A 26,923-nucleotide genomic window follows, 5' to 3' on the forward strand; every position below is an offset into this window, starting at 1 on the left:
GCGCCTTCAGGCCCGGAAGCGGTCCGTGGCCGCGACGACGGCGTCGACGGCACCGCTCCCGGCGCCGTGGCCTTCGTCTTCGACGATCACCAGTTCGGCGTCCGTCCAGACCTGCGCCAGGTTCCACGCGGTGTCGGAAGGCCCGCTGATGTCCATGCGGCCGTTGATGAGGACCCCTGGGATGCCGTTCAAGCGCGCGGCGTCGCGCAGCAGTGCGCCGTCCTCGACGAACGCCGCGTTCGCCCAGTAGTGCGTGACGAGCCGGGCGAACCGCATCCGGAACCGCGGGTCCTCGAAGCGCGGGTCCGGCCGGTGCCCGGGCGCGGTGGCGACGTGCACGTCCTCCCACCGGCACCAGGCCGCCGCCGCCCGCTCGCGCACGGCGGCATCGGGATCGGCGAGCATCCGCGCGTACGCCCGCGCGAGGTCGCCCCCGCGCTCGCCCTCGGGCACGGTGTCGCGGAACCGCGCCCACTCCTCGGGGAAGACCCGCCCCATGTCCCGGGTCACCCACTCGACCTCGCGGCGGGTGGTGTTCGTGACGCTGAACAGCACCAGCTCCGACACCCGGTCCGGGTGCCGCTCGGCGTACGCGAGGCCGAGCGTGGCGCCCCAGGACCCGCCCAAGACGAGCCACCGCTCGATCCCGAGGCGCTCGCGGAGCAGTTCGACGTCCGCGATCAGGTGACCGGTGGTGTTGGCCGCCAACGAGGTCGCGGGGTCGGCGGCGTCGGGGACGCTGTTCCCGCAGCCGCGCTGGTCGAGGAGCACGACCCGGTACGCCTCGGGGTCGAACAGCCTGCGCCAGAACGGACCCGCCCCCGAACCCGGCCCGCCGTGCAGCACCACCGCCGGCTTCCCCTCGGGATTCCCGCACGCCTCCCAGTAGACGCGGTCGCCTCCGCTGACGTCGAGCATGCCGTGCTCGTAGGGCTCGATCGGCGGGTAGAGCTCGGCCATGTGGGACGCCTCCAGATTCGTGACAGCGTTGCGACGGACTCAGTGCTCAGTGTCGACCCACGACTGCCATTCGACCGTGTCGGGCAGACGACCGTCGAGTTCGAACAGGGCCGCCAGGGTGGCCTTGACCCGGTCCAAGTCGATCTCAGAATCCTGAGGGAAGTATCGCGGATTACCGAAGTCCGCGTAGAAGACTTCTCGCTGAGAGGCGCGCTCGCCCTTCGTGTAGCGCTCCTCCTCGTCGCTCTGATACAGAATCGCTCCGAGATGCTTTCTACCGAATACGCCTACGCCCAGCATGATCTCGGAGCCACGAGTGGTGCTGAAGTACACCGTCGCATAACTGCTGTTGAAGTCGTCGATTGCAACAATCTCATCGACGACTGCGGCGAACTCCGCCGCGCTCTGCGGTCGGATCGGATTGCGGAGGTGGTCCGTTTGAAATGCGATCCTCACCTGTGGATATGGCTCTGGCATGTGTTGCTGCTCCTAGCAAGTAGTACGCTACCAATCGTTTCCTGTGAACGGCGGGCTCTTCTGCTTGACGCCGTTGTCGTCGATCCAGTGGACAGTCAGGGTCTGGTCAGGCCTGAGTACAAATGGCAGCGTATCCTGACACATGCTGCAAGGGCCCTTCGGGTTGTTGATGACCAGATCGAGATTCTCGCCTCCCTCCTCGCCCTTCGTTCGCATCAGGTAGGCCACCTTCATTTCGACATCTGATTTGTTCCCCAGCTGTGAGTAGCCCCTCGGGTGGCTCGATGGAGAGTCCTTGACGAGATTCTCAACTTCCGGAGCCGGCGTCTGTTGCTTGTTCTGGCTGTTGAACATCTCGCCGCCAGAGCTGTCGTACGGATTCTTGATCCGGTCGTTTCCGTCGAGGAGATAGCCGGAGGTCGCCGAGCTCGTCGGGTTGCCGTTCTCGTCGTAGCGACCCCCGGTGAAGGGCGGCAAGTCGTTGAATGCCTGATCGATCGCCGCCTGGTTGGCATCAGTCGTGGTTTCTGCGGTCGAGGGGTTGGGGTCGGTCGTCGTGGGTGGAGGCGGGTTCGCGTCGGAGCCTTTGGGGCGCTGGCGGGTGCCTTCGTCGCCGATGCCCTTGATGATCGGCCCGAGTTTTCCCTTGGGGGGAGTGCCGCCTCCTTTGGGGCGGCTGGTGTCCGGGGGGTCGTTGCGCCTGGTGTGGAGACCGGTGAGGACGGCGAGCGCGGCGAGTGTGAGCGCACCGGTGAGCGCGCGGGTGAGTCTGCGCATGTGCACGCCCCTCAGATGTCGAGGAGGGCGCGGAGGGACTGGATGCTGGTGACCAGGCCCATGAGCCAGCCGAAGATGCGGGCGGACCATTTCACGACGGCCGCGGCCATCTGGCTGGCGACGACGGGAGTCGCGAGGCCGACGCTGAAGACCACTTCGGCGAGCCAGACGACGACCTTCGCCACGCAGTCGGCGATGAAGCCGCGGACGAACTCGCGGATCATCGAGACCAGCGTGCCCGCTCCCCGAGTCGCTGAGGCCATGCCGGCGGCGGTGCCGCTGAGGGCGGCGACCAGATCGGCGTTGGCGCCGAGCATGGTCCGGTAGGCGTCGGCTGCGTCGTCCTGCCAGCCTTGGAGGTCGCCTTCGAGGCGGCGGCCCAGGTCCTCGCTGATCGAGAGCAGCTCGGCGGACATGTTGTCCCAGGTGAGGGCGTGGGTCTCGACGGCCTGGGGGTTGCCCGCGAGCCAGTCGAGAGCCTCCTTGAGGGGTTCGATCTGCTCCATGGCCCACTCGATGCCCATGGCCAGCAGGGTGCTGAACGGGTCGATCGCGATGGCCGCGCCTTCGATGGCGAGGCCGATCCCGGCGATGGAGGCGTCGACCCAGTTGCCCTCGTCGATCGCGGTGCGGACGTCTCCGGCGCCTTCGACTAAGGAGAAGCCGGTGCTCGCGTCGCGGTAGGCGCTGTTGTCGGGGGTGATGTCGCTTTCGGTGGCGACCAGGGATTCGGTCATGCGCGCTCCCGGTGTCAGATTTCGGATTCGATCGAGCTGAAGTCGTCGGCGGCGCCGGCGTCGGCCTCCTCGTAGCGGTCGGCGCAGCTCTTGACGGCGTCGGCGAGGAGTGTCAGGTTCTCCGCGATGACGTCGACGGCCGCGTCCTGGTCGAGGTGGCGCTCCTCCAGGATCGGCGGGAAGAACTGGCACAGCAGGCCGTAGGCCTCGTCGTCCTGGAAGATCTGCGTGCTGGCCTGCCGGACCGCGTCGAAGCGGCCGGCGACCTCCAGGAGGCCGCTCGCGTGGGCGCGGAGTGCGTCGGGATCGACGTCGATGCCGCTGGACATGGTCACACCTCGCCGTCGCCGGTCGGGAAGCCCGCCATGAGGGCCCTGCCGGTGGGGGAGTCGGCACCGACGGTCTCGCGGACGACCTCGGCCGCCGCCTCGGCGAGCTTGCGCTTCGCGTTCTGGTACGCCTGCAACATGGCCCGTGCGGTGAACGGGGCCGGCTGGCGGGTCACGCGGTCGTTGACGCGGACGTCGACGAGGTTCCCGCTGTGGTCGATCGTGGTCTCGACGATGCCGTTGTCGTCGGTGGCGGTGATGAGGAGTGCCTGGAGGCCTGCCGCGGCGGCCTGGGTCTCGGCCGCGCGCTGCTCGGCGCGGGCCATCCAGTCCTCCAGCTGCTGGCGGGCGCCCTCCACGTCCATCAAGGGGTTGTCCATCGCTGCTCCGTTCCGATTGGCGGCCAAGGCGGTCGCTGCCGGTCGGCCGGTCGGTGGGTTCAACTCCGGACTATAGGAAACTTCGCGTCACGATGGGGTACCGCTCGGTGACCACTGAGGGCGCATGAGATGCGTGTGCGCCAGTGGGGCCAGATTGAGATGGTTTCGAGTGAATGGTCTGGAACGTCAGTGGTCGGTGACCGCGGGGCGTTCCGGGGGGAGCGCCTGGACGAGGCGGGCCATCTCGGCGCGGTCGGTGCCGGTGAAGCTGACGCGGTGGCGTTCGCCGTCGGGGGACTCGCGGTAGACGCGGCGGCCGTCGGAGTAGACGCGCTCGCCCTTCGGGCCCGGCGTGCCCTTGCTGCTGGGGCCGAAGGCCATGAACACCGTGAGCACGCCGGTCTCCGGGTGGTACAGGTACCGCGGCATGAAGAACGAGCGCAGGCCGCCGCCGAGGAGCGCGAGGCCGGTCAGGCCGATGGGGACGAGCACCGGGATGAAGGGCGTGAACAGCGAGATCGCGGCGCACACCATGAGCACGAGGCCCATGACGATCATGAGCGTCGACGCCTTGCGGGAGTAGCCGACTCGGATGTGGCGGGGACCTTCGGCGGACGGCATAGCGTCTCCAGGGGAGGAAGGGGGCGGGGGCGTTCTCAGGATAGTGCGGACTGGCCTGCGCAGGGGCGGCCCGAGCGCGGGACGTCGGCTCTCAGTGCCAGTTCTCGGCCGCGTACACGAACCACACCGCCGCGGCGCCCGCGTCGACCGAGGCCAGCGCCCCGGCCGCCATGGCCTCGTCGGCGTCGTAGTCGAGGAGCTTCAGCGCCCCTGACGGCGACTCGATCATGAAGCCGCAGGTGTTCACCTCCCAGATGGAGGCGAGCGGGGCGGTGGGCCGGGTCTTGCGCTTCACGCCCGGCACCGGCTCGGGGACCGGCTCCGGCTCCCGGCGCGGGCCCTCCTCGACCCGCGGCCACTCGCGCACGAGCGCGGCGTCCTTGAACACCGCGATCTTCTGGGCGTACTGGAGGACCTTGTACCCCATGGGGATGTGGCCGTCCATCGGGAAGTCGGGGCCGGGCGCGACCCGCTCGGTGAACGCGTACGTCGACCTGGAGCCGCCCCAGACCCGGTACTGGACGGCGGCGCGCTTCGTGTCGAAGGGGTCGATGCGGGCCGACGCGGCGGGCGGGTACGGGTAGAAGTCCATGCCCCGAGTGTGCCAGCGCCCGCCGACAGCCGTCGCAACGTGAGGTGGGAACTTCCTTCCCACGAAAAGCCTTCTCTGGAACGGGCCCTGGAACCGCCCTACCGTCGAGGCATGAGCGAACACACCGCGAACCTCGGACACGCCACCGTCAACCGCATCGGCTTCGGCGCCATGCAGCTCGCCGGACCCGGCGTGTTCGGGCCGCCCGCCGATCCCGAGCGCTCCAGGGCCGTGCTGCGCCACGCCGCGGCCTCGGGCGTCAACCACATCGACACCGCGCAGATCTACGGACCCGACGTCGTCAACGACCTCATCCGCGAGGCGCTGCACCCCTACCCGGAGGGCCTGGTCCTGGCGACCAAGGTCGGCGGGGCCCGCGACGCCCAGGGCGGCTGGCTCCCCGACGGCGAGCCCGCCTCGCTGCAGGCGCAGGTGGAGGAGAACCTCCGCTCGCTGGGCGTGGAGCGCCTGGACCTGGTGAACCTGCGCCGGTTCGAGCGCGACCTCCCCGGCGCCGACCAGCCGGCGCTCGCGGACCAGCTCGGCGCGCTCATGGAGCTGCGCGACGAGGGCAAGATCGACATGATCGGGATCTCCAACGCCCACTTGGACACCGTGCGCGAGGCGGTCGACCTCGCGGGGGTCGTGTGCGTGCAGAACGCCTACAGCATCCTCGACCGCACCGACGACGCCATCGTGGACCTGTGCCGCGCGCACGGCATCGCGTTCGTGCCGTTCTTCCCGCTCGGCTCGGCGTTCCTCGCCGGGGGCGGCCCGAAGCGCCTCGCCGCCGACGAGCACGTGGGGGCAGTGGCCCGCAAGCACGGCGTCACGACCTCGCAGGTCGCGCTGGCGTGGCTGCTCGCGCAGTACGAGCGGATGCTGCTGATCCCGGGCACCGCGTCCGTCGCGCACCTGGACGAGAACCTCGCGGTCGGTGAGATCGTGCTCGACGCCGAGGACCTGGCGCGCCTCGACAAGGTCGCGCCTGCGGGCTAGCGCTCGCCTTGCTGTCGCGTTCAGGCGGCCGACGCGAGCACCCGGGCCCGCAGCGCTTCGAGTTTCTCCGAGTCGGGGCCCGGCGCCGCCGAGCAGAGGATGATCCTGACGTTCGAGCCCGTGACCATGAGAGTGTCGCAGTCGATGGTCAGGTCGCCGACGACGGAGTTGTGGACCGTCTTCACCATGGCGCTGTGGGGCGCGGCGCGGCCCTCGTCCCACAGCGCGGCGAAGCGGGGGCTCTTGTCGCGCACGGTGGTCACCAGCGACTGGAACACGGGGTCCTCGCCGAGCTCGGTCGCCGAGAGCCGCAGGTCGGCGACGAGCGCCCGCTCGAACACCTCGTTGCCGCCCTTCGGGGTGGCGATCTTCGAGGAGACCTCGTCGACGAAGGTCCGCACGACCAGGTTCTCGCCGACGGCTTCGGCCGGCGACGGGAGGTCGAAGAGGGCGCACATCATCCGGTTCGCGTACAGGAGCGTCCAGTCGGCGGTGTACACCGCGAGCGGCTGGCCGGACATGCGGGAGACGACGCGCCGCGCGGCGGGCGGCACCTCGACGGCGACGGTGCTCGGGCCGGGCGGCAGGTGGTTCGCGGCGCGGAACAGCAGGTCGGTCTCGCTGCCCGACAGCCGCAGCGCGCGGGCGAGGGCGGCGACGACCTGCGCGGACGGGGTCCGGAACCGGCCCTGTTCGAGCCGCACCACGTAGTCGGCGCTGACGCCGGCGAGCGTGGCGAGCTCTTCGCGGCGCAGGCCCTTGGCGCGGCGGCGCCCGCCGCCGGTCACGCCCGCGTCCTTCGGGTCCGTCCGCTCGCGCCAGGTGCGGAGCAGGCTTCCGAGCGTCTGGATCTCAGCGGGCATGGGGCGATTCTAGTCCGGTTCGGGTGGCGCCCGGTGTCTCCGCCGGGGCGCCGGGGCGGCCGCCGACGCCTTGCCGCGCACCGCGGGTCAGTAGTTCTGCCACTCGGATTCGACGAGGTCGAGGATGACCGGGTGCATGAGCGTCGACGGCTGCATGTCCATCTCGGCGCGGTCGGGCGGGAAGACCTGCGCCGCTTCGACGAGCTCGGGGGTGAGCGACCGGAACGGGCCGACGGACGTGTCGAGGCCGAGGTCGGGGGCGGTGCCGTCGGCCTGGACCATGAGGTAGCCCCAGTCGCCGAAGGACGGCACGGAGACCCAGTACGGGGTGGGCTCGTACCCGGCGCTCGCGAGGGTCGCGTCGATGGTCCAGTAGGTCTTGGGCGCGAAGTAGGGCGAGCCGCCCTGGACGACCATGCGGCCGCCGTCGGCGAGGTGGTCGCCGGCGAGGGCGTAGAACTCGGTGGAGTAGAGCTTCGCGGTCTCGGTGGCGTCGGGGTCGGGCATGTCCACGATGATCGTGTCCCAGGCCCCGGTCTGCTGCCGCAGCCAGGTGAACGCGTCCTCGTTGACGACGGTGACCCGCGGGTCGTCGAGGGAGTCGCCGTTCAGCGCCACCAGGTCGCCGAAGTCCCGGGCGAGGTCGGTGACGGCCCCGTCGAGGTCGACCAGGGTCACGGACGCCACGTCGGGGTAGCGCAGGATCTCGCGCACCGCGAGGCCGTCGCCGCCGCCGAGGACCAGCACGTCCCGGTGCGGGCCGTCCATGGCCGGGTGGACCAGCGCCTCGTGGTACCGGTACTCGTCGACCGAGGAGAACTGGAGGTCGCCGTTCAGGTACAGCCGCAGGTCGAGTTCGCCGAACGGCGACGCCGACTCCGTCATGACGATCTGCTGGTACTGCGTGTCCTCGGTGTACACGATCGGCGCCGAGTACAGCGCCTGGCGCGCGTCGGTCTCGAACTTGTCGGTGTACGCGAACGCGGCCACGAGCAGGAGCGCCGTCAGCCCGGCCACCAGGCCCAGGAGCTGCTTCGCGATCGTCGACAGGTCGTTCCTGAACAGCACGAAGATCAGGAGCACGCCCGCGACGGCGTTCACCGCGCCCACGATGAGCGCGCCCTGGATCTGGCCGAAGAACGGCAGCAGCACGAACGGGAACGCCAGGCCGCCGATGAGGCCGCCCAGGTAGTCCGCGGCGTTCAGGTCGGCGACCGCCGCGCCCGCGGCCTGCTCCCGGATGCGCTGCAGCAGTTCCATGAGCAGCGGGATCTCCGCGCCGATGAGCAGCCCGATCGCCGCGGCGACCACCACCAGCGGCAGCGAGTACAGGTTCGTCCACGCGAACGCCGCGTACAGCAGCATCACGGAGAACCCGCCCAGCAGCGCCAGCGCCAGCTCCACCACCGCGAACGACAGGGCTGGCCAGCGCCGCAGCGGCTTCGCCGCGAGCGCGCCCAGGCCCATCGCGAACACCATGACCGCCAGGACGATCGAGGCCTGCTTCGCCGTGTTGCCGACCAGGTACGCGCCCAGGGTGATGAGCGCGAGCTCGTACACGAGGCCGCACGCGGAGACCGCGAACGCGGTCGCGAGCAGGCCGAAGCGCGCCAGGCGGACCCGGCGCGCGCTCAACGTCGTCGTCTGGGGGGTGTCGGCCGCAGCCGTCAAGACGAGGCCTTCGCCGCGGCGGTCACGACAGCGCCATCGCGATGACCCCGCCGAGGGCCACGTGCATCGCCGCGGTCACCCACACCGCGGGCTGGAGCTCGTCCTCGGTGAGGATGTCGCCCAGCTTCCCGGGAGTGAGCAGGTCGAGGATGAGGAACGCGATCGCCATGGCGCCCAAGCCGATCACGCCGTACACGAACGTGGACACGACGCCGCGGACCACGCCGCCCTCGGAGGCCCAGATCGCCCCGACGACGATGAGGCCGACGCCGAGGACGTTGGAGGTCAGCAGGATCGCGGCGTTCTTGTTCCGCTCGGTCCAGATCAGCTCGCCGAGCTTGCCGGGGGTGAGCCAGTCGGTGACGAGGTAGCCGAGCACCATGAGCACGATGCCCACGGCGCTGTAGGCGACGGCGCCGACAAGGGGGCCGAGGACGTCGCGGCTGAGCTCTTCGATCATTGGGAGGCCGTGCCTTTCAGGATTGCGGGACTGGGCTTACTTGCCGGAGCCGGGGCCGCCGCCCCGGAACGGCGACGGGGGCGAGGAGGACCAGCCCCACAGGATGAACACCGAGGAGTAGTGGTTGTACCCGGACCGGTAGTCGTGCACCAGGATCTTCGAGCCGCCGCGGTAGGGGGACACGGCGACGATGTGCTTGGAGTACTGGAGGTAGTAGGTGCCCCCGGAGGAGCGCTCCTCGCGCGCCTCGGCGTCGTCGTCGATCTGGTCGGCGACCGTGGCCGGCGACAGGCTGGAGGTGTAGGCCTTGCCGCCGCCCTCGTCGAGGTTGGCGGCGCGGTCGTAGTGGTCGCGGATCGTCCCGGTGGGGTTGGAGAAGTTCGTGTTCATCAGGAACACCCCGCCGCAGCACAGCGCGAGCACGACGATGACGGCCGTCCAGTGCTTCCAGTTCATGCCGCGCGAAGCGGGGGTCGGGGGATGCTGCTGCTGTCCGTGGGTCATCGGCGGTCCTCGGTGGTCTCTCGGGGTTCGGGTCAGCTTACGTGCTCGACGCGACTGACGGTGGTCACGACCTCGCCGTACTGCGGGTACGTGTGGACGGTGCGCCACGACAGGGGGTCGGTCCCGGTGACCTCCAGCGCGGTGAGCGCGTCGGGGTCGGCGCCGAACACGCCGACGAGGAGGTCGGGCTCGGCGGTGCGCTGGACGGCCCGGTCGCGCAGCGCCCGGACGCGCTTGCGCAGCTCGGGCACGGTGAGGGTCTCGACGGTGCACTCGTACCGGTGCCGCCAGGGGCCGACGCGCTGGGTGAACGCGTCCGGCAGGTCCGGGCCGAGGTTCGTGCGGTACGCGAGGGTCTCGGCGATGAACCCGTCGGGGGTCGCCACGACCGCCTGGTGGCTGGCGCCGAGGAGGCGCAGGGACAGCCGCAGGGGCCCGGCGTCGCGGTCCATCCGGTCGAGGACCGGCATGGACGGCGCGTCGGGCCGGAAGGTGAGCGAGGCGGCCGAGACGTCGGCGAACGGCACCTCGATGTGGGCTATCAGCGTGTGCTCCGGGGATCGTGGAGGGGGAGGGTCAGGCTTCGCTCTGGTGGTAGATCGTGATCTGGTTGCGGTCCAGGGTAAGGCCCTTCGCCAACTCCCACTTGCCCTCGTCGCCGAAGCGCTCGAAGGAGAGCTTCTGCCCGTCGGGGCCGGCGTAGTCGTGGTACTTGACCGTGCCGGCGGGGGCGAGGCCGGTGGTGGCCTCGGAGGTGTAGCGGGCGGTGCCCTGCTCGTCCGAGCGGTACGAGACGCCGTCGTGGCTGAGCTCGCGCGGGCCGGGCTGCAGGTCCGAGCCGGTGATCTCCTCCCACATGACGACCTCCAGGTCGGGGTCGGCCTCGACCGAGAGCCAGCGCTTGACGCCGGTGCCGGTGTCGAGGAAGTGCTCGGACCACCGGTAGTCGCCCTCGGAGAGGCGCAGGCTGCCGCGCACGGCGAGGGTCTTGCCGTACAGCTCGACGAGGTCGGCGGCCTTGAGGCGGCGGGGGTCGCCGCGGAGCACGTCGGTGTCGGCGTCGGCGAACGGGTCGACGGGGCCGGGGGCCGCGGCGGTCCGCTCCGCCTCCCGCTTGCGGGCGTTGTTGCGCCACAGGACCCAGCCGAGGACGGCCGCGGCGGCGATCAGCAGGACGATGACGAGGGTCATGGCGGTGCCTTCGGGTTGTGGGGCGTTTCCTTGACGTCACTCTACCGCCAACATGGTGCCCCCCGGGGAACGGCCGAGGTGGAGATCGCCGTCACTCAGGTCGCGTCGGCAACTCGGGTGTAACCCCGTCGTCGACTGCCGACTCTAGGATCTAGCCTGGAAGCGGCTCACAATGATGTGGGTCGACGGTGATTCGGACTGGAGTATCGAGACGTGTTGGCGTTCATCGGAGACGAAGAGTTCCGCGAGACCCTCCCCGACCGGGAGGAACTGCTGACCGAGGCGGCCCGACTGGCCGGATCCGACGAATCACTGGCGCGGCTGGTCGAGCTGTACTGGAGCCTGGTGTCCGACGACGACCTCGTCGGCCGCAGCGCGCAGCAGCTGCTCGAGACCACCGCCCACCACCGCCGCATGGCCGAGGTGCGCGCTCCGGGGCAGGTCTGCCTGGAGATCGACTGCCCCGACGACGCCGAGGGCCCCGACGCGGCGTCCTCCACGCGCGTCGACCTCGTCTGCGACGACTCCCCGTTCCTGGTGGACTCGCTCACGGGCCTGTTCAACCGCCACGGCGTCGACATCGCCGTGTTCGTCCACCCGATCGTCCCGGTCCGGCGCGACGCCGACGGGAACCTCCAGGAGGCCCCCGCGCCCGGCGGGCTCGCCGAGTCCTGGATGCACATCGAGGTCCAGCGCCTCTCCGGCGCCGAGGACAGCGAGCGGCTCGAAGCCGAGATCGAGGTCGTCCTCGCCGACGTCGCCGCGTGCGTCGCCGACTGGCAGGCCATGCGCGCGAAGGCCCTGGAGATCGCCGGCGGGCTCGAGGCCGCCGCGTCCGGCGCCGCGGGCGCACCGGCGCCCCCCGTGCCGCCCAAGGACATCGACGACACCGTGGAGCTGCTGCGCTGGCTCGCGGACGAGAAGTTCACGTTCCTGGGCTTCCGGCAGTACCGGCTCACCGGCGAGGGCGACGCCCAGGCGCTGGCGCCGCTGGCCGAGACCGGGCTGGGCCTGCTGCGCAAGGCCCCGTCCGCGCCGCGGCCGCTGACGACGTTCAACGCCGACGCGCGCGCCCAGATCGGGACGAAGCGCCTGCTGGTCATCACCAAGTCGAACGCGCGCTCCACCGTCCACCGCACGTCCTTCATGGACTACATCGGCGTGAAGACGTTCGACGCGAACGGCGAACCGGACGGCGAGCTGCGCTTCCTGGGCCTGTTCACCTCCGCCGCGTACCTCTCCAGCGTCACCGACCTGCCCGTCGTCAAGCGGAAGGTCCAGGACGTCCTGGAGCGCTCGGGCGTGACCCTCTCCTCCCACTCCGGGAAGGACCTCGTCACCGCCCTCGAGACGTACCCGCGCGACGAGCTGTTCCAGGCCCGCACCGACGACCTGTACTCGACGTCGATGGGCGTGCTGCGCCTGGCCGGGCGCCGCCGCCTGCGCCTGTTCGCGCGCCGCGACGTCTACGGCCGCTTCTACTCGTGCCTCGTCTACCTGCCGCGGGACCGGTACAACACCGAGAACCGGGTGAAGATCGAGGCGATCCTGCGCCGCCGCCTCCACGGCAAGGCCGTCGACTACGACGCCCGCGTCACCGAGTCGGTGCTCGCCCGCCTCCACTTCGTGGTCCGCATCGACCCGTTCGCCGACCACCCCCCGGTCGACGTCGAGTCGATCCAGGCCGAGCTCGCCGACGCCACCCGCTCCTGGGACGCCGACCTCGCCCTCCAGCTCGACCACCACGTCGGCGAGGGCCAGGCCCGGACCCTGTACAAGGCCTACGCGAACGCCTACCCGGCCACGTACAAGGCCGAGCACTCGCCGATCGACGCCGCCAAGGACATCGCGAAGCTCGAACTGCTCCGCGAGCGCGGCGACATGGAACTCCAGCTGTTCCGCCGCGGCGGCGACGACGCCGACGTCCACTTCAAGCTGTACTCGTTCGGCGACCCCATCGGCCTGTCCGAGGCCCTCCCGGTCCTCCGCGACCTCGGGGTGCGCGTCGCCGAGGAGCGCCCGTACCACATCAAGCGCGCCGACGGCACGATCCACCTGCACGACTTCGGGCTCGAACTGCCCGGCGAGGCCGCCGAGTCGGTGCCGCAGCTGCGCATCCGCTTCGAGAACGCGTTCCGCGCCGCGTGGGCCGGCGAGGCCGAGTCCGACCGGCTCAACGAGCTCGTCATCCACGCCGGGCTCACCTGGCGGCAGGTCGTGGTCCTGCGCGCGCTCGCGAAGTACCTGCGCCAGTGCGGGTTCGTGTTCTCGCAGGAGTTCATCGCCGCGACCCTCGGCGCCTACCCGGAGATCGCCGCGAACCTGGTGCGGCTCTTCGAGGCCCGCTTCGACCCGCGCGTGGGCGCCGACCGCGAGGCCGCGGTCGCGCGCATCGACGAGACCCTCGCCGACGGCCTCGCGGGCGTCCCCAGCCTCGACGCCGACCGCATCCTGCGCGCGTTCCTGACGCTCATCCGCTCGACCCTGCGCACCTCGTACTTCCAGCGCGGCAACGCCGGCCGCCCCAAGGAGTACGTCGCGTTCAAGTTCGACGCCCGCGCCATCGACTTCCTGCCCAAGCCCCGCCCCATGTTCGAGGTGTTCGTGTACTCCCCGGAGTTCGAGGGCGTGCACATGCGGTACGGGAAGGTCGCCCGCGGCGGCCTGCGCTGGTCGGACCGGCGCGAGGACTTCCGCACCGAGATCCTCGGCCTCGTCAAGGCCCAGGAGGTCAAGAACACCGTCATCACGCCCGTGGGCGCCAAGGGCGGGTTCGTGCTCAAGCGGGAGTCCTTCGCCGACCGGGCCGCGTTCCAGGCCGAGGGCGTCGCCCGGTACCGCGAGTTCATCTCCGCGCTCCTCGACATCACCGACAACCGCGACGCCGACAACACCGTGGTCCCGCCGCCGAACGTGGTCCGCCACGACGGCGACGACCCGTACCTCGTGGTCGCCGCCGACAAGGGCACCGCGACGTTCTCCGACGTCGCCAACGCCGTCGCCGCCGAGTACGGGTTCTGGCTCGGCGACGCGTTCGCCTCCGGCGGCTCGGTCGGCTACGACCACAAGAAGATGGGCATCACCGCGCGCGGCGCCTGGGAGTCCGTCAAGCGCCACTTCCGCGCCGAGGGCCTCGACACGCAGACGCAGGACTTCACCGTCGTCGGCATCGGCGACATGGCCGGCGACGTGTTCGGCAACGGGATGCTCCTGTCCGAGCACATCCGGCTCGTGGCCGCCTTCAACCACATGCACATCTTCATCGACCCGAACCCGGACGCGTCCGGGTCGTTCGCCGAGCGGCGGCGCCTGTTCGACCTGCCGCGCTCGACCTGGGCCGACTACGACCGGTCCCTCGTCTCCGCGGGCGGCGGCGTGTGGGAGCGGGCCGCGAAGTCCATCCCCGTCTCCGACGAGGTCCGGGCCGCGCTCGGCATCGACGCCGACGTCAAGGACCTCACCCCGCCCGAGCTCATCCGCGCGATCCTCACCGCGCCCGTCGACCTGCTGTGGAACGGCGGCATCGGCACGTACGTGAAGGCCGCGTCCCAGACCGACGCCGCCGCGGGGGACAAGTCCAACGACGCGGTCCGCGTCAACGGCGAGGACCTGCGCTGCCGCGTCGTCGGCGAGGGCGGCAACCTCGGCTTCACGCAGCTCGGGCGCATCGAGTTCGCGCAGGCCGGCGGCCCCGAGGGCCTCGGCGGGCGCATGAACACCGACTTCATCGACAACTCCGCGGGCGTCGACACCTCCGACCACGAGGTCAACATCAAGATCCTCCTGCGCTCGGCGACCCTCACCGGCCGGTGCGACCCCGCCTCCCGCGACAAGCTGTTCATGGACATGTCCGACGCCGTCGCCGACGCGGTCCTCGCCGACAACTACGGCCAGAACATGGCCCTGTCCAACGCGATCCGCCTCAACCGGCGCCTGCTGCCCGTCCACATCAGGCTCATGAAGCACCTGGAGAAGTCCGTCGGCCTCGACCGCGAGATCGAGGGCCTCCCCAGCGACAAGCAGCTCAAGGAGCGCTCCGCCGCCGGCGGCGGCCTCACCGAGCCCGAGCTCGCGGTCCTGCTGTCGTACGTGAAGATCTGGGCCAAGCGCGCGGTCCTCGACTCCGACCTGCCCGCCGAGGAGTGGACCGCGCCCGTGCTGCGCGAGTACTTCCCGGCGCCGCTGCGCGAGCCGTACGACGACCTCATGGCCGAGCACCCGCTCCACCGCGAGATCGTCACCACCGCGGTCGTCGGCGAGGCCGTCAACCGCGGCGGCACCACGTTCTTCTTCCGCATCGCCGACGAGACCGGCGCCGACGTCGTCGACGTCATCCGCGCGTACGTCATCATCCGCGACGCGTTCGGCCTGCCCGACCTGTGGCGCCGCATCGAGGCCCTCGACAGCCAGGTCCCGCAGGACGCCCAGGTCGCGGCCATGCTCGTGATCCGGCGGCTCCTCGACCGCGGCGTGCGCTGGCTCGTCCAGCACCGGCGCGGCCACCTCGACGTCGCCGCCGAGACCGAGCGGCTGCGCGGCCTCAAGGTGCTCCAGCCGATGCTCCCGGTGCTGCTCACCGACTCCGAGGCCGTCGGGTTCGAGGAGTTCGTGGACCAGCTCGAGGACCAGGGCATGCCCGCCGACATCGCCCGCGACGCCTCCGCCCCGATCTTCGGGTTCGGCCTCGTCGACGTCGTCGAGTGCGCGCGCCTGCTGGAGACCGACCTGGAGACCACCGCGAAGGTCTACTACGGGATCGCCGCGCAGGTGCACCTCGACGAGATGCTCAACCAGATCTCGGCCCTGCCGCGCACCAACCGGTGGCAGACCCTCGCTCGGTCGGCGCTCCGCTACGACCTGTACGGCGCCATGCACGGCCTCACCGCCAGCGTCCTCCAGGCCAAGCCCGGCACCGACCCGGCCGAGGCCGTCGAGTCCTGGGCCGAGCGCCACGCCGCCGAGATCGCCTCCCTGCACGAGGCCACCGAGGAGGCCGAGCGCTCCGACGAGAAGCTCGCCGTCCTCTCGGTCGCGCTCAGGCAGATCCGCGGCCTCGTGGAGACCGACGGCGATTGACCGGTCACACGCGGCGGGGCGTGTGGGGACCCCGTGGATAATGTGGGCTCGGAGTCAAAGGAAGTACGAATGCCGAAGAGCCACACCCCCGGGGTGCCCAAGCTGCTGCGCGTCCTCAACGACCAGGCCGCGCTGAAGCTCCTGCTCGAAGACGGGCCCCAGACGCGCGCGCAGCTCGCCGAGCGGACCTCGATGTCGAAGGTCACCGCCTCGCAGATGATGGAGCGCCTCCAGACCCGCGGCCTCGTCGAGGTCGTCGGGTCCAAGTCCGGCGGCCGCGGGCCCAACGCGTCGCTGTACGCCGCGGTGCCCGCGTTCACGTACGTCGTCGGCGTCGAGGTCGGGCCCGTCACCACCAAGGGCGCGTGCGCCGACTTCACCGGCCGCATCGTCGGCCGCGCCGAGATCGACGTGGAGGGCTCCACCGACCCGGTCGCCGTGGTCCGCCGCGTCGTCGCCGACTCGGTCGCCGACGCCGGCATCGAGATGGCCAAGGTTCAGCGGATCACCCTCGGCACGCCCGGCGTCATCGACCCCGGCAGCGGCGACATCGGCTTCTCCTGGAACCTCCCCGCCTGGCACCGCGGCCTGCGCACCGCTCTGAACGAGGAGTTCGCGGCCGCGGTCGCGATCGAGAACGACGTCAACCTCGCCACCATCGCCGAGCAGCGCTCCGGCGGCGCCGGCGGGGCCTCCGACTTCGTGTACGCGTGGTTCGGCGGCGGCCTCGGCCTCGGCGTCATCCTCAACGGCCGGCTCTACCGCGACGCCTCCGGCGCCGTCGGCGAGATCGGCTTCCTCCCCGTGCCCGGCGGCGACCTGCCCACCGGCGGGATCGTCACCCGCCTCTCCAAGGGCTCCTACCAGCGCGTCATCGGCGGCGACGCCGTCCTCGACATCGGCGCGAAGCACGGCTTCGACGCCACCGAGCCCGAGGACGTCCTCACCGCCGCGATCGACGCCCGCGAGGCCGGCGCCGCCTGCCTCGACGAGATCGCCCGCGGCATCGCCCTCGGCATCGTCGCCGTGTGCGTCCTCCTCGACCCCACCGTCGTCGTCCTCGGCGGCCCGGTCGGCTACGCCGGCGGCCTCGTCCTCGCCGGACGCGTCGCCGCCCACACCTCCCAGCTCGCCCCCGTCAACCCCAGCGTCGTCGCCGGCACCGTCATCGAGGAGCCCATCATGCGCGGCGCGATCCTCCACGGCCTCGACGCCGTGCGCGAGAGCCTCTTCGACTGAGACGCCGAACGCCGCCCCCGCCGCGACGCGGCGGAGGCGGCGCACGACATCGCTACGCCGCGTCGCGGCGGTGGAACGACCAGGTCGCCAGCGCCCCGAACAGCAGCACGATCCCGCCCAGCAGCACGCCCGCGTCGCCCCAGGTGATCACCATGACGTCGGGCGTCATGTCCATCCCCGAGGCGCTCCAGTCCTGGAGCTCGATCCTGCCGGTGATCCACGCGCCCGCCCACGTGTACAGGGACAAGCGGTCGGGGAACGGCATCGACAGGTTCATCGACACCATGCGCACGATCAGGTCGCCGATGATCAGGTAGCCCGCGATGACGCCGCCCGCGACGGCCGTGTGCCGTCCCAGCATCGCCAGCGACGCGCCCAAAGCCGTCATCCCCAGCGCCAGCACACCGGTGCGCAGGACGTACGTGAGCGTCTCCTCCCACCACGGCCCGTCCAGGTCGCCGACCTCGCCGCGCAGCGCGGCCGCCGCCAGCAGGAGCGCGAACCCGAGCGCCGCCATCGCGACCACCGCCGCCGCGCACGCCGCCAGCGCCGCGCCGAGCTTCGCGCCCCACAGCCCCATCCGGTTCGGATGCCACACCATCAGGTTCGACATGCCGCCGCTCGACCACTCCGCGCCGATCGCGGAGGACGCCAGCATCATCATGATGAGGCCGGTGACGACCAGGACCCCGACGAGCAGGAACGGCGCCTCGCCCTCGAAGCTGAACGTGTACGACCAGATGAAGTCCTCGGCCCGGGAGCCGCCCACGAAGTACTCGCATGCCTCCTGGTGGTCCATGTCCTCGTACTCCGGGTCGGTCTCGACCCAGCTGTAGTACTCGTTGCCGTCGAAGTAGTCCTCGTCCCGGACGCACTCCAGGTAGTCCGGGTTCTGCTCGTTCCACTCGTCGGCCTGCGCCTGCGCGCTCGCGAGCGCCTCCTCGCTGGGGCCCTTCGACGAGATCGACGCCATGATCACCGACAGGCCCACGAGCCCGGCCAGCATCAGGATGCCGAACACGAGCGACAGGCGGCGGCGCGCGATGCGCCGCAGCTCCGATCTGAACAGGTTCACCGCTGCGCCTCCTCGGCCTCGGGCCCGGCGTCCGGGGTGACGTGCACGGGCACCTCGATCGGCGCGGCCGCCGCGGGCGCCACCGCCACCGACTGCCCGATCTGGACGGTCTGCCCCGGCTGCGGGGCGGTCCCCGTCAGCTCCAGGAACACCGACTCCAGGTTCTTCGTCTGGGTCACCAGCTCCGACAGGTAGATCCCCGCCTCCGCGAGCGTCCGCGTCACCCACGCCGGCTCCGGCGCGTTCGCGACGACCAGGCGGTCGCGCTCCACGACCGCGCTCACGCCGGGCTTCGCCGCCGTGAGCGCCTCCGCCGCCTCGGGAAGCGAGGCCGCGTCCGGGAACCGGACGCTCAGCGACGCGCCCGAGTGGCCCGCGATGATGTCGGCCACCGAGCCGTCGACGATCCGCCGTCCCCTGGAGACGATCGTCATCGAGTCGCACAGCTGCTGCACCTCGGACAGCAGGTGCGAGGACACGACGACCGTGACGCCCTGCTCGTGCGCGAGCCACTGCAGCAGCTCGCGCATGTGGTGGATGCCCGCCGGGTCCAGGCCGTTCGCGGGCTCGTCCAGGATCAGCAGCTGCGGCTGCTTCAGCAGCGCCTGCGCGACCGCCAGGCGCTGGCGCATGCCCAGCGAGTAGCCCTTGACCGACGCCTTCGCGGCGTCCCGCAGGCCCACCTGCTCCAGGACCGACTCGACGCGCTCCTTCGGGATGCCCGCGCTCTCCGCGAGCAATTGGAGCGTCAGGCGCCCCGAGAAGTGCTTGAAGAACTGCGGGGACTCCACGACGGCGCCGATGCGCGACACGACCTGCGGCAGGCGGTGCGGCACCTCCTCGCCGAAGATCCGCATGGTCCCGCCGTCGACGCGGATGAGCCCGAGGAGGGCCCGCAGCGTCGTCGTCTTGCCGGACCCGTTGGGACCCAGGAACCCGTGGACCTGGCCCGCGGCGACCTCGAGGTCGAGGCCGTCCAACGCGTTGTGCGGCTGGCGGAAGCTCCTTCGGTAGGTCTTCCGCAGCCCCTGTATCTCGATGATGGGGGGCATGAACTCATTTCCATGTGAGGCGAGGCCGGTGACGGCACCCGGTGGGCTGCCGCGGCTGCGGCCGTGCTCGCGCGACGTTACCTGTGAGACGCCACCCGGGGCCGCGCCGTTGCACGGCGGCCGGGCCGTCTCCGGGAGCGCCCCCGGCGGGGCTCGCCCGTGTGTCCTACTCCCACCGCGCGGCCCGCCCGCGTCCGGACGTCCGGGCCGCGTGGTTTCATTGACCCGTGGCTCAGTCTGAACGCGTCCTCGACCTGTCCGGCGTCACCGTGCGGCGCGGCGGGAACCAGCTCCTCGACGGCGTCGACTGGCACGTCGACGCCGACCAGCGGTGGGTCGTCCTCGGCCCCAACGGCGCGGGGAAGACGACGCTGCTCAACCTAGCGGCCGCCCGCAACCACCCGACCTCCGGCGTCGTCGAGATCCTCGGCGAGCGCCTCGGCCGCGTCGACGTGTTCGAGCTGCGCCCCCGCATCGGCCTGACCACCACCCAGGTCGCCGACTCGATCCCCAACGACGAGAAGGCCTTCGACGTCGTCCGCACCGCCGCCTGGGGCATGATGGGCCGCTGGCGCGAGGAGTACGACCCGCAGGACGACGAGCGCGCCGCCTCCCTCATGCGCTGGCTCGGCGTCGCCCAGCTCACCGACCGCCTCTTCGGGACGCTCTCGGAGGGCGAGCGCAAGCGCGTCCTCATCGCCCGCGCGCTCATGACCGACCCGGAGCTGCTCCTCCTCGACGAGCCCGCCGCCGGCCTCGACCTCGGCGCCCGCGAAGCGCTCGTCGCGACCCTCGCCGGCCTCGCCCGCGACGAAGCCGCCCCGGCCCTCGTCCTGGTCACCCACCACGTCGAGGAGATCCCGCCGGGCTTCACGCACGCCCTGGTCCTCTCCGCCGGCGGCGTCATCGCGGCCGGCCCCATCGCCGAGGCCCTGACCTCCGAGACGCTCTCCAAGGCCTTCGGCCTGCCCTTGACGCTCACCGCCAACGGCAACCGCTTCACCGCCACCGCCGCCTGAGCTCGGCTACGCTGACCCGGTGAGAACCCGGTGGTGGCGTGCGACGGCCCTGGCGGCCGTCGCCGCCGTGGCGCTCGTCTACGTCGCCGGACTGATCCGCGGCGAGGCCGAGGCCGAGCCGCTCCACGCCGTCCCCGTGCTCGCCGCCGAACCCGACGCCGAACTCGCCGCCCTGCGCGCCGCCGCGCCCGTCGACGGCGACGACCCGGCCGACGCGCTCGACGCCGCGCTGGCCGAACCCGAGGCCGCGGACCTCCTCGCCGCCGCCGTCCCCGACGCCGGCACCGGCGAGCTCGGGGCCGCGCTCGCGGACCTGCACGACGCGGGCGCGCTGCTCGACCCGGTCGAGGTCGGCGGGTTCTTCGCCGGGCTCGGCGAGGAGCGCACCGCCTGGCTCGCCGTCCTCTACCCGACGGTGATCGCCCGGATGCCCGGCGCGCCGTTCGACGCCCGCATCGCCGCGAACCGGATCGTCCTCGAGGCCGCCGCGACCGCCTCCACCGCCCACGACGGCCCCGAGCGCCCGTGGACGGAGGAGCGGCCGGTCCGCGCCGACCTCGCGCAGCTGGTCGGCTCGGACCGCGAGTTCGTCTACCTCGACCCGTACGGCAACGGCGGCACCGGGTCCTGGATCGAAGTCGTTGGCGACCTCGGCACCGCGTCCGAGGTCGCCGTCCTCGTCCCCGGCGGCTCCGCGATGATCGACAGCGAGAACTTCAACCTCTACCGCCAGCGCGCCGAGTCGTTCGTCGCGGCCGGCGGCGGCGAGCTCGCGGTCCTGGTGTGGGCCGAGGCGCCGTCCCCCTCGGGCTGGATCGAGGAGGCCTGGGCGTCCTGGTCGCAGGTCGCGGCCCGCAGCCTCGCGGCCTTCACGTTCGACCTTCGCGCCCAGCTCGGCGGCGGCGTCGGCGTGACGCTCGTGGGCCACTCGTACGGCGGCGCGGTCGTCGGCACCGCCGAGACCCTCGACCTCGCGGTCGACCGGGTGCTGCACATCGCCTCCGCGGGCATGGGCAGCGGCGTCTACGGCCCCGAGGACTACACCGAGCCGTGCCGCGACCGCTACTCCATCACCGCGCCCGGGGACCCGATCTCGTACGTCCAGGGCATGCCGTACGTGCCGCTCCTGGGCCACGGGGCCGACCCCGACGAGTTCCCCGGGGTGCGCAGCCTCGCCACCGGGAGCCTCTCCGACGCCCCGGACGCGGTCGACGACTACGGGGTGAGCCTGGCCGAGCGGGGCCTCTCCGGCAAGACCGTCGAGGGCGTCCACTCGCACTCGGAGATCTTCTACCCCGAGTCCGACGCCTGGAACAACATCCTCAAGGTCATGCTCGGCGGGGCCCCCGCGCTCGCCGACGCGCAGCCCGAGGCGAACCCCGACTGCCCGTAGACGCGCGGAACGGGCGCGGCGGACGCCGCGCCCGTTCCCGTATCGTCTCGCTAGTCCCGTTCGAGCAGGAGCCCCAGGTGCTTCTCCACGACCGGGAGGACCTCCTCGACCGTGACGTCGCGGCCGAGCTCCTGGGAGAGGCTGGTGACGTCGGCGTCCGTGATCGCGCACGGCGCGATCCGGTCCCAGTACGTCATGTCGGGGTTGCAGTTGAGCGCGAACCCGTGCATCGTCGTCGCCCAGCGGACCCGCACGCCGATCGCGCAGATCTTCCGCTCCGGGCCCTTGTCGTCCTCCGGGAGCCACACGCCGGTGCGGTCGTGGAGGCGCCCGCGCGCCGTCGTCACGCCGAACTCGTGGCACACGGCGGTGATCGTGTCCTCGACGCGGCGCACGAAGCCGACGACGTCGACCTTGTTGCGCATCTTCATGATCGGGTAGCCCACGATCTGGCCGGGGCCGTGCCAGGTGATCTGGCCGCCGCGGTCGACGGTGACGACCGGGGTGTCGTCCTGGGGGAGCGCCCAGGTCTCGGTCCGGCGCCCGGCGGTGTACACGCTCGGGTGCTGGAGCAGGAGCACGGTGTCGCCGATCTCGTCGTCGATCCGGCGCTGCTGGAGCTCCTTCTGGTAGTCCCAGGCCTCCTGGTAGTCCATGAGGCCGCGTTTCTCGACGGTGATGCCCTCGACGGTGCTGATCGAAGCAGCCGCGGTGCGCTCGTCGACAGTGTCGGTCATACCCCGACGATAGTCCCCGGCGCGCCCGGGCGGCCATCGGACGACGGATGCGTCACGGAGGTTCCAACGTTGCTTCAGGTCCGTTATGCGCTGGTCGTTCTTTATGATGCCGTTACTTAATTGCCGACTAGTTGCCGCCCTCGGCCGCCCCGGTGACCGCGCGTGAGCTGTCACACTACTATTCCTAAGGTATTTAAAGCCCAATCCGCTCGCCCCGCGCCAGTCGAGGGTTCCACACGACCACAGGGATACGAATGGAAGCAACGCCGAAGGCTCCGATGGTCACCATCGCCGGAGTGAACAAGCACTTCGGAGACCTCCACGCGCTCAAGGACATCGACCTGACCGTGGACGACGGCGAGGTCGTGGTCCTCATCGGACCCTCTGGTTCCGGCAAGTCGACGCTGTGCCGGACCATCAACCGACTCGAGACCGTCGACGCCGGCACCATCACCGTGAACGGCAAGCCCCTCCCGGCCGAGGGCCGCGCCCTCGCGAACCTCCGCGCCGACGTCGGCATGGTCTTCCAGCACTTCAACCTCTTCGCGCACCTCACGGTCCTCCAGAACATCACCCTCGGGCCGATCAAGGTGCGCCGCACGCCCAAGGCCAAGGCCGAGGAGCGCGCCCGCCAGCTCCTGGAGCGCGTCGGCCTCGCCGACAAGGCGGACGCCTTCCCGTCGCAGCTCTCCGGCGGCCAGCAGCAGCGCGTGGCCATCGCCCGCGGCCTGGCCATGGACCCCAAGCTCATGATGTTCGACGAGCCGACCTCCGCGCTCGACCCCGAGATGATCAACGAGGTCCTCGACGTCATGCAGGACCTCGCCCGCGAGGGCATGACCATGGTCGTGGTGACCCACGAGATGGGCTTCGCCCGCCGGGCCGCCAACCGCGTCGTCTTCATGGCCGAGGGCCAGATCGTCGAGACCGCCGCTCCGGACGAGTTCTTCGACAATCCGCAGACCGCGCGCGCCCAGGACTTCCTCTCGAAGGTCATGACCCACTGAGACCACCCGAGCACCGCAATTGCCGACCCCACCCATAAGGAAGGAAACACCCATGCGCGCATTCCGCAAGGCCGCCGCGGCGGTCGCCGCCGCCGGCCTCTTGTCCCTGGCCGCGTGTTCCGGCGAAGCCAGCCAGGACGCCGAGGACCAGGAGTCGCTCGAGGAGTCCGTCGGGACCTACTCGCTGGAGCAGGCCGCCGAGCTCCCCGCCGGTTACATCCAGGACATCGCCGACAAGGGCTACATCACCGTCGGCGTCAAGTACGACCAGCCGCTCATCGGCCAGATGAACACCGCCACCGGCGAGGTTGAGGGCTTCGACGCCGAGATGGCCCGCCTGCTCGCCACCTACATCTTCGGCGAGGTCACCGAGGGCGACGAGGGCAACCTCCGCTTCGTCGAGACCACCTCCCAGAACCGCGAGACGTACATCAACGACGGCACCGTCGACGTGGTCATCGCGTCCTACTCGGCCTACCCCGAGCGCCTGACGCAGTTCGACTTCGCCGGCCCGTACTTCCAGACCGGCCAGAACGTCATGGTCGCCGCCGACAACACCGACATCAACTCGGTGGCCGACCTCGCCGGCAAGAACGTCTGCATCGCCGAGGGCTCCGGCTCGATCGGCAACCTCGAGGAGGCGAACCCCGAGGCGATCATCACGCCGCTCGCGGACTACGCCGCCTGCGCGCAGGCCCTCGAGAACGGCCAGACCGACGCCGTCAGCACCGACGAGACGATCCTCTACGGGTTCACCGTCGACAAGCCCGACGTCTACCGCGTCCTGGACTCCTCGAACATCTTCACCGACGAGCCCTACGGCGTGGCCATGCCGCTCGGCGAGACCGACGCCCGCAACTTCGTCAACGACATGATCGACGAGATCATCGCCAACGGCGACTGGGAGAAGGCCTTCAACCTGACCTTCGGCGCCGCCGGCATGCCGCTGCCCGAGTTCCCGGCCCCCAACCGCTACTAGGCCCGCGACCGTTCGGTGAAGCGGCGGCGGCCGTGCAGACGCCCCCCCCCGCCCGCCTTATGGAGGAGTCCGCTTGTTCGACAATTTCGACCTGATGGCCGAAGCGCTGCTCGAAGGCATGCGCGTCACCACGATCGTCACGCTCGCCAGCTACGGCATCGCCCTGGTGATCGGCATGATCCTGGTGGTCATGCACGTCAGCCCCGCCGCCCCCGCCCGCTGGGCCGCCAACGCCTACACGCAGCTGTTCCGCAACGTGCCGCTCCTGGCGGTCCTGCTCGTCATGTACTTCGGCCTGCCCTCGATCGGCATCGACACCACCAGCTGGGGCGTCGGCCTCGTCGGCCTGGGCATGTACACCGGCGCGTTCGTGGGCGAGACCCTGCGCAGCGGCATCAACTCGATCCCCCTCGGGCAGGCCGAGGCCGCCCGCTCGATCGGCCTGACCTTCGGCCAGTCGCTCCAGACCGTGATCCTCCCGCAGGCGTTCCGGGCCGTCATCCCGCCGCTCGGCTCGCTCCTGATCGCCCTGGTCAAGAACAGCGCGCTCGTGCTCGCCATCGGCATCACCGAGCTGACCGCCATGTCGCGGCGCCTCATCGAGGACGACCAGTCCCGGTTCGACCTGTGGGGCGTCATCATCGGCGTGACCGTCAGCTACCTGGTGATCGCCCTCGTCCTCAGCTACCTCGTGCGGCTCGCCGAGCGGCGCGCCGCGTTCGTCCGATGAAGGCGGGTGACCTGTGACCAGACAGAACGAGAGCACGGTCCTGTTCGACGCGCTCGGCCCCAAGGGCAAGCAGCGCTCGATGATCGCCTCCATCATCTCCGGCGCCGTCATCCTCGGCGTCCTGGCGCTCGGCGCGCTCGAACTCGCCAAGGACGGCTTCTTCGAGGCGTCCCGGTGGGTCAACCCGCTGGACGTCCTCGTCGTGGAGACCACCTGGATCCCGGCGATCCTCGACACCCTCCTCGCCTTCGCGCTCGGCTCGCTCGTGGCGATCGTGCTCGGCGTCCTCATCGGGTTCGGGCGCATCTCGCGGTTCACGCCGACCCGCGCGGCCTCCTCGGTGTACGTGCAGTTCTTCCGCTCGCTGCCGCTGGTGCTGCTCATCTGGATCTCCTTCACCATCGACGGGCACTTCGGGTTCACCTCCGACGTGCTCGGCTGGAGCGGCGACGCCCGCCGCCTCACGTTCCTGGTGCTGGGCCTGGGCATCTACAACGGCGCGATCCTCGCGGAGATCCTCCGCGCCGGCGTCGCGGCCCTCCCGCCCGGCCAGGCCATGGCCGGCTACGCGGTGGGCCTGAGCCACGGCCAGGTGCAGCGCCTCATCGTGCTGCCCCAGGTGCTGCGGAACATGCTCCCGGCCGTCCTCGCGCAGCTGGTGATCCTCCTGAAGGACACCTCGCTCGGGTACGTCATCACCTACCCCGAGCTGCTGCACTCGGCCAACATCATCGGCCGCGACTACGGCCGGTCCTACCTCCAGGCGCTCGTCATCGCCGCGCTCATCTACTTCGTCCTGGCGTACGCCCTGTCGAAGCTGGTGGTCTACGCCGAGCGGCGCCTGCGCAAGAAGACCGCCGCGCCCAAGGCCGCGGCGCAGCTCGAGTCCACCGTCGCCGGCGGCACCGCCGGATCCGGTGTGATCTGACGACACCGCACGACACGAAGGGCCCCGCCGGCAGCAGCCGGCGGGGCCCTTTCGCTTGCGGTCCTTCAGGTATGAGCGACGGTCGCGTCCCCCGCCTGCTACCCTCTTCTTGAAATCAACAACCATTTTCAATTGGTGGGGGAACGGAACGATGAAACTCGCCTTCGTCGGCAAGGGCGGCTCGGGCAAGACCACGATGGCCTCGCTGTTCGCGCGGCGCGCGGCCGCGCTCGGCCACCCCGTGATGGCCGTCGACGCCGACATCAACCAGCACCTCGCGGCCGCCCTCGGGCTCGACGCCGAGGCCGCCGCGATGGGCCCGGTGCTGGGGGAGCACCTGGCCGACATCAAGGACTACCTGCGCGGCGACAACCCGCTCGTGCCCTCGGCCGAGCTCATGCTCAAGACCACGCCGCCCGGGCCCGGCTCGCGCCTGCTCACCGTGCGCGAGTCGAACCCGCTGCTCGACCGGCTCTTCACCGCCCACGGCGGCATCCGCTTCGCCGCCACCGGCGGCTTCGTCGACGACGACCTCGGCGTGGCCTGCTACCACTCGAAGGTCGGCGCCGTCGAACTCCTGCTCAACCACCTCGTGGACGGCCCGGAGGAGTTCGTCGTCGTCGACATGGTCGCCGGGGCCGAGGCCTTCGCCTCGGGCATGTTCACCCGCTTCGACCACACGTTCCTGGTGTGCGAGCCGACCCTGCGCTCGGTCGGCGTCTACAAGCAGTACCTGGGCTACGCCGAGGACTACGACGTGCGGATCTCCGTGATCGGCAACAAGATCGACGACGAGGACGACGTCGCGTTCCTGCGCGAGCACGTCGGCGACGCCCTCCTGGGCTGGTGCGCGCGCTCGAAGTACGTCAAGGCCGCCGAGCGCGGCAGCGTCGGCCCCGTCGCCGACCTCGAACCCGAGAACCTCGCCGTGGTCGACGCCGCCCGCGAGCGGGCCGTGGCCGGGGGCAAGGACTGGGCCAAGTTCACCCGCCAGGCCCACGAGTTCCACCGCAAGGCCGCGCTCGCGTGGGGCAACGACAAGGCCGGCGTCGACCTCGCCGACCAGATCGTCCCGGACTACGTCCTCGGCGAGCACCTGCTGCGCGCGCCCGTCCACTAGCGACCGC

Annotated in this window: 27 protein-coding genes; 10 read left to right on the forward strand and 17 right to left on the reverse strand. The window is 70.9% G+C overall.

What is annotated here, in order from left to right; genetic code table 11:
• Window positions 1–6: 6 nt before the first annotated feature.
• The 8 genes from pip to ABD419_RS07390 form a co-directional block, all read right to left on the reverse strand.
• On the reverse strand, window positions 7–960 hold the full coding sequence (gene pip, locus ABD419_RS07355) for a prolyl aminopeptidase (RefSeq protein ID WP_344483884.1): 954 nt from the start codon (window positions 958–960) through the stop codon (window positions 7–9).
• Between the two features lie 39 nt (window positions 961–999).
• Window positions 1,000–1,437 carry an Imm1 family immunity protein gene (locus ABD419_RS07360; RefSeq protein ID WP_344483887.1) on the reverse strand — a complete coding sequence of 146 codons (438 nt, stop codon included), beginning with the start codon at window positions 1,435–1,437 and terminating at the stop codon, window positions 1,000–1,002.
• 27 nt (window positions 1,438–1,464) lie between these two features.
• Entirely contained in the window at window positions 1,465–2,214 is a 750-nt protein-coding gene (locus ABD419_RS07365; protein ID WP_344483890.1) for a DddA-like double-stranded DNA deaminase toxin, read from the reverse strand.
• Window positions 2,215–2,225: 11 nt separating this feature from the next.
• The gene (locus ABD419_RS07370; RefSeq protein ID WP_344483893.1) at window positions 2,226–2,951 is read right to left on the reverse strand and encodes a hypothetical protein; all 726 of its coding nucleotides are present in this window, start codon (window positions 2,949–2,951) and stop codon (window positions 2,226–2,228) included.
• 14 nt (window positions 2,952–2,965) lie between these two features.
• Entirely contained in the window at window positions 2,966–3,280 is a 315-nt protein-coding gene (locus ABD419_RS07375; protein ID WP_344483896.1) for a type VII secretion target, read from the reverse strand.
• Between the two features lie 2 nt (window positions 3,281–3,282).
• Complete coding sequence (locus tag ABD419_RS07380; protein ID WP_344483899.1) at window positions 3,283–3,660, reverse strand: YbaB/EbfC family nucleoid-associated protein; 378 nt, start codon at window positions 3,658–3,660, stop codon at window positions 3,283–3,285.
• Window positions 3,661–3,846: 186 nt separating this feature from the next.
• Complete coding sequence (locus tag ABD419_RS07385) at window positions 3,847–4,281, reverse strand: hypothetical protein (protein WP_344483901.1); 435 nt, start codon at window positions 4,279–4,281, stop codon at window positions 3,847–3,849.
• A gap of 91 nt (window positions 4,282–4,372) precedes the next feature.
• Window positions 4,373–4,873, reverse strand: a complete 501-nt coding sequence (locus tag ABD419_RS07390) for a hypothetical protein (RefSeq protein WP_344483903.1) — start codon at window positions 4,871–4,873, stop codon at window positions 4,373–4,375.
• A 111-nt stretch (window positions 4,874–4,984) separates the two neighbouring features.
• Between ABD419_RS07390 and ABD419_RS07395 the strand changes: the two genes are divergently transcribed.
• Window positions 4,985–5,872, forward strand: a complete 888-nt coding sequence (locus tag ABD419_RS07395; RefSeq protein ID WP_344483905.1) for an aldo/keto reductase — start codon at window positions 4,985–4,987, stop codon at window positions 5,870–5,872.
• Window positions 5,873–5,892: 20 nt separating this feature from the next.
• Here the strand turns inward: ABD419_RS07395 and ABD419_RS07400 are convergent, their stop codons facing one another.
• The 6 genes from ABD419_RS07400 to ABD419_RS07425 form a co-directional block, all read right to left on the reverse strand.
• Complete coding sequence (locus ABD419_RS07400) at window positions 5,893–6,735, reverse strand: helix-turn-helix transcriptional regulator (RefSeq protein ID WP_344483907.1); 843 nt, start codon at window positions 6,733–6,735, stop codon at window positions 5,893–5,895.
• Between the two features lie 87 nt (window positions 6,736–6,822).
• Window positions 6,823–8,406, reverse strand: a complete 1,584-nt coding sequence (locus ABD419_RS07405; RefSeq protein WP_344483909.1) for a polyamine aminopropyltransferase — start codon at window positions 8,404–8,406, stop codon at window positions 6,823–6,825.
• 22 nt (window positions 8,407–8,428) lie between these two features.
• A complete protein-coding gene (locus ABD419_RS07410; RefSeq protein ID WP_344483911.1) occupies window positions 8,429–8,866 on the reverse strand; it encodes a DUF350 domain-containing protein in 438 nt (145 codons plus the stop codon).
• A 36-nt stretch (window positions 8,867–8,902) separates the two neighbouring features.
• Entirely contained in the window at window positions 8,903–9,370 is a 468-nt protein-coding gene (locus ABD419_RS07415; protein WP_344483913.1) for a DUF4247 domain-containing protein, read from the reverse strand.
• A gap of 32 nt (window positions 9,371–9,402) precedes the next feature.
• Entirely contained in the window at window positions 9,403–9,897 is a 495-nt protein-coding gene (locus tag ABD419_RS07420; RefSeq protein WP_344483915.1) for a DUF2617 family protein, read from the reverse strand.
• Window positions 9,898–9,946: 49 nt separating this feature from the next.
• A complete protein-coding gene (locus tag ABD419_RS07425; RefSeq protein ID WP_344483917.1) occupies window positions 9,947–10,561 on the reverse strand; it encodes a DUF4178 domain-containing protein in 615 nt (204 codons plus the stop codon).
• 213 nt (window positions 10,562–10,774) lie between these two features.
• Here ABD419_RS07425 and ABD419_RS07430 point away from each other — a divergent pair, with 213 nt between their 5' ends.
• Both ABD419_RS07430 and ABD419_RS07435 read left to right on the forward strand, forming a co-directional pair.
• Window positions 10,775–15,637 (forward strand): NAD-glutamate dehydrogenase, encoded by a 4,863-nt coding sequence (locus tag ABD419_RS07430; RefSeq protein ID WP_344483920.1) that lies wholly within the window; start codon window positions 10,775–10,777, stop codon window positions 15,635–15,637.
• A 69-nt stretch (window positions 15,638–15,706) separates the two neighbouring features.
• Window positions 15,707–16,876, forward strand: coding sequence for an ROK family transcriptional regulator (locus tag ABD419_RS07435; RefSeq protein WP_344483923.1), 1,170 nt, complete (start codon window positions 15,707–15,709; stop codon window positions 16,874–16,876).
• A 52-nt stretch (window positions 16,877–16,928) separates the two neighbouring features.
• On the opposite strand, the gene ABD419_RS07440 is transcribed toward ABD419_RS07435, so the two are convergent.
• Window positions 16,929–17,951: an ABC transporter permease subunit gene (locus ABD419_RS07440; protein WP_344483926.1), complete on the reverse strand. Its 1,023-nt coding sequence runs from the start codon at window positions 17,949–17,951 to the stop codon at window positions 16,929–16,931.
• Entirely contained in the window at window positions 17,948–19,003 is a 1,056-nt protein-coding gene (locus ABD419_RS07445; protein WP_344483929.1) for an ABC transporter ATP-binding protein, read from the reverse strand. Before ABD419_RS07445 ends, ABD419_RS07440 begins: the two co-directional genes overlap by 4 nt.
• A gap of 227 nt (window positions 19,004–19,230) precedes the next feature.
• Between ABD419_RS07445 and ABD419_RS07450 the strand changes: the two genes are divergently transcribed.
• Complete coding sequence (locus tag ABD419_RS07450) at window positions 19,231–20,022, forward strand: ABC transporter ATP-binding protein (protein ID WP_344483931.1); 792 nt, start codon at window positions 19,231–19,233, stop codon at window positions 20,020–20,022.
• A 19-nt stretch (window positions 20,023–20,041) separates the two neighbouring features.
• Complete coding sequence (locus ABD419_RS07455) at window positions 20,042–21,415, forward strand: alpha/beta hydrolase (RefSeq protein WP_344483934.1); 1,374 nt, start codon at window positions 20,042–20,044, stop codon at window positions 21,413–21,415.
• Between the two features lie 50 nt (window positions 21,416–21,465).
• On the opposite strand, the gene lipB is transcribed toward ABD419_RS07455, so the two are convergent.
• The gene (gene lipB / locus ABD419_RS07460) at window positions 21,466–22,152 is read right to left on the reverse strand and encodes a lipoyl(octanoyl) transferase LipB (protein WP_344483937.1); all 687 of its coding nucleotides are present in this window, start codon (window positions 22,150–22,152) and stop codon (window positions 21,466–21,468) included.
• A gap of 254 nt (window positions 22,153–22,406) precedes the next feature.
• Between lipB and ABD419_RS07465 the strand changes: the two genes are divergently transcribed.
• The 5 genes from ABD419_RS07465 to ABD419_RS07485 all read left to right on the forward strand — a co-directional run bounded on the left by ABD419_RS07465 (window position 22,407) and on the right by ABD419_RS07485 (window position 26,916).
• Window positions 22,407–23,159 carry an amino acid ABC transporter ATP-binding protein gene (locus ABD419_RS07465; protein ID WP_344483940.1) on the forward strand — a complete coding sequence of 251 codons (753 nt, stop codon included), beginning with the start codon at window positions 22,407–22,409 and terminating at the stop codon, window positions 23,157–23,159.
• Window positions 23,160–23,211: 52 nt separating this feature from the next.
• Complete coding sequence (locus tag ABD419_RS07470) at window positions 23,212–24,138, forward strand: glutamate ABC transporter substrate-binding protein (protein WP_344483943.1); 927 nt, start codon at window positions 23,212–23,214, stop codon at window positions 24,136–24,138.
• 73 nt (window positions 24,139–24,211) lie between these two features.
• Window positions 24,212–24,868 (forward strand): amino acid ABC transporter permease, encoded by a 657-nt coding sequence (locus ABD419_RS07475; RefSeq protein WP_344483946.1) that lies wholly within the window; start codon window positions 24,212–24,214, stop codon window positions 24,866–24,868.
• A gap of 13 nt (window positions 24,869–24,881) precedes the next feature.
• Complete coding sequence (locus ABD419_RS07480) at window positions 24,882–25,796, forward strand: amino acid ABC transporter permease (RefSeq protein ID WP_344483949.1); 915 nt, start codon at window positions 24,882–24,884, stop codon at window positions 25,794–25,796.
• Between the two features lie 151 nt (window positions 25,797–25,947).
• The gene (locus tag ABD419_RS07485) at window positions 25,948–26,916 is read left to right on the forward strand and encodes an ATP-binding protein (RefSeq protein WP_344483952.1); all 969 of its coding nucleotides are present in this window, start codon (window positions 25,948–25,950) and stop codon (window positions 26,914–26,916) included.
• Window positions 26,917–26,923: the final 7 nt, after the last annotated feature.

This window comes from Glycomyces endophyticus (assembly GCF_039531525.1).
Taxonomy (GTDB): domain Bacteria; phylum Actinomycetota; class Actinomycetes; order Mycobacteriales; family Micromonosporaceae; genus Glycomyces; species Glycomyces endophyticus.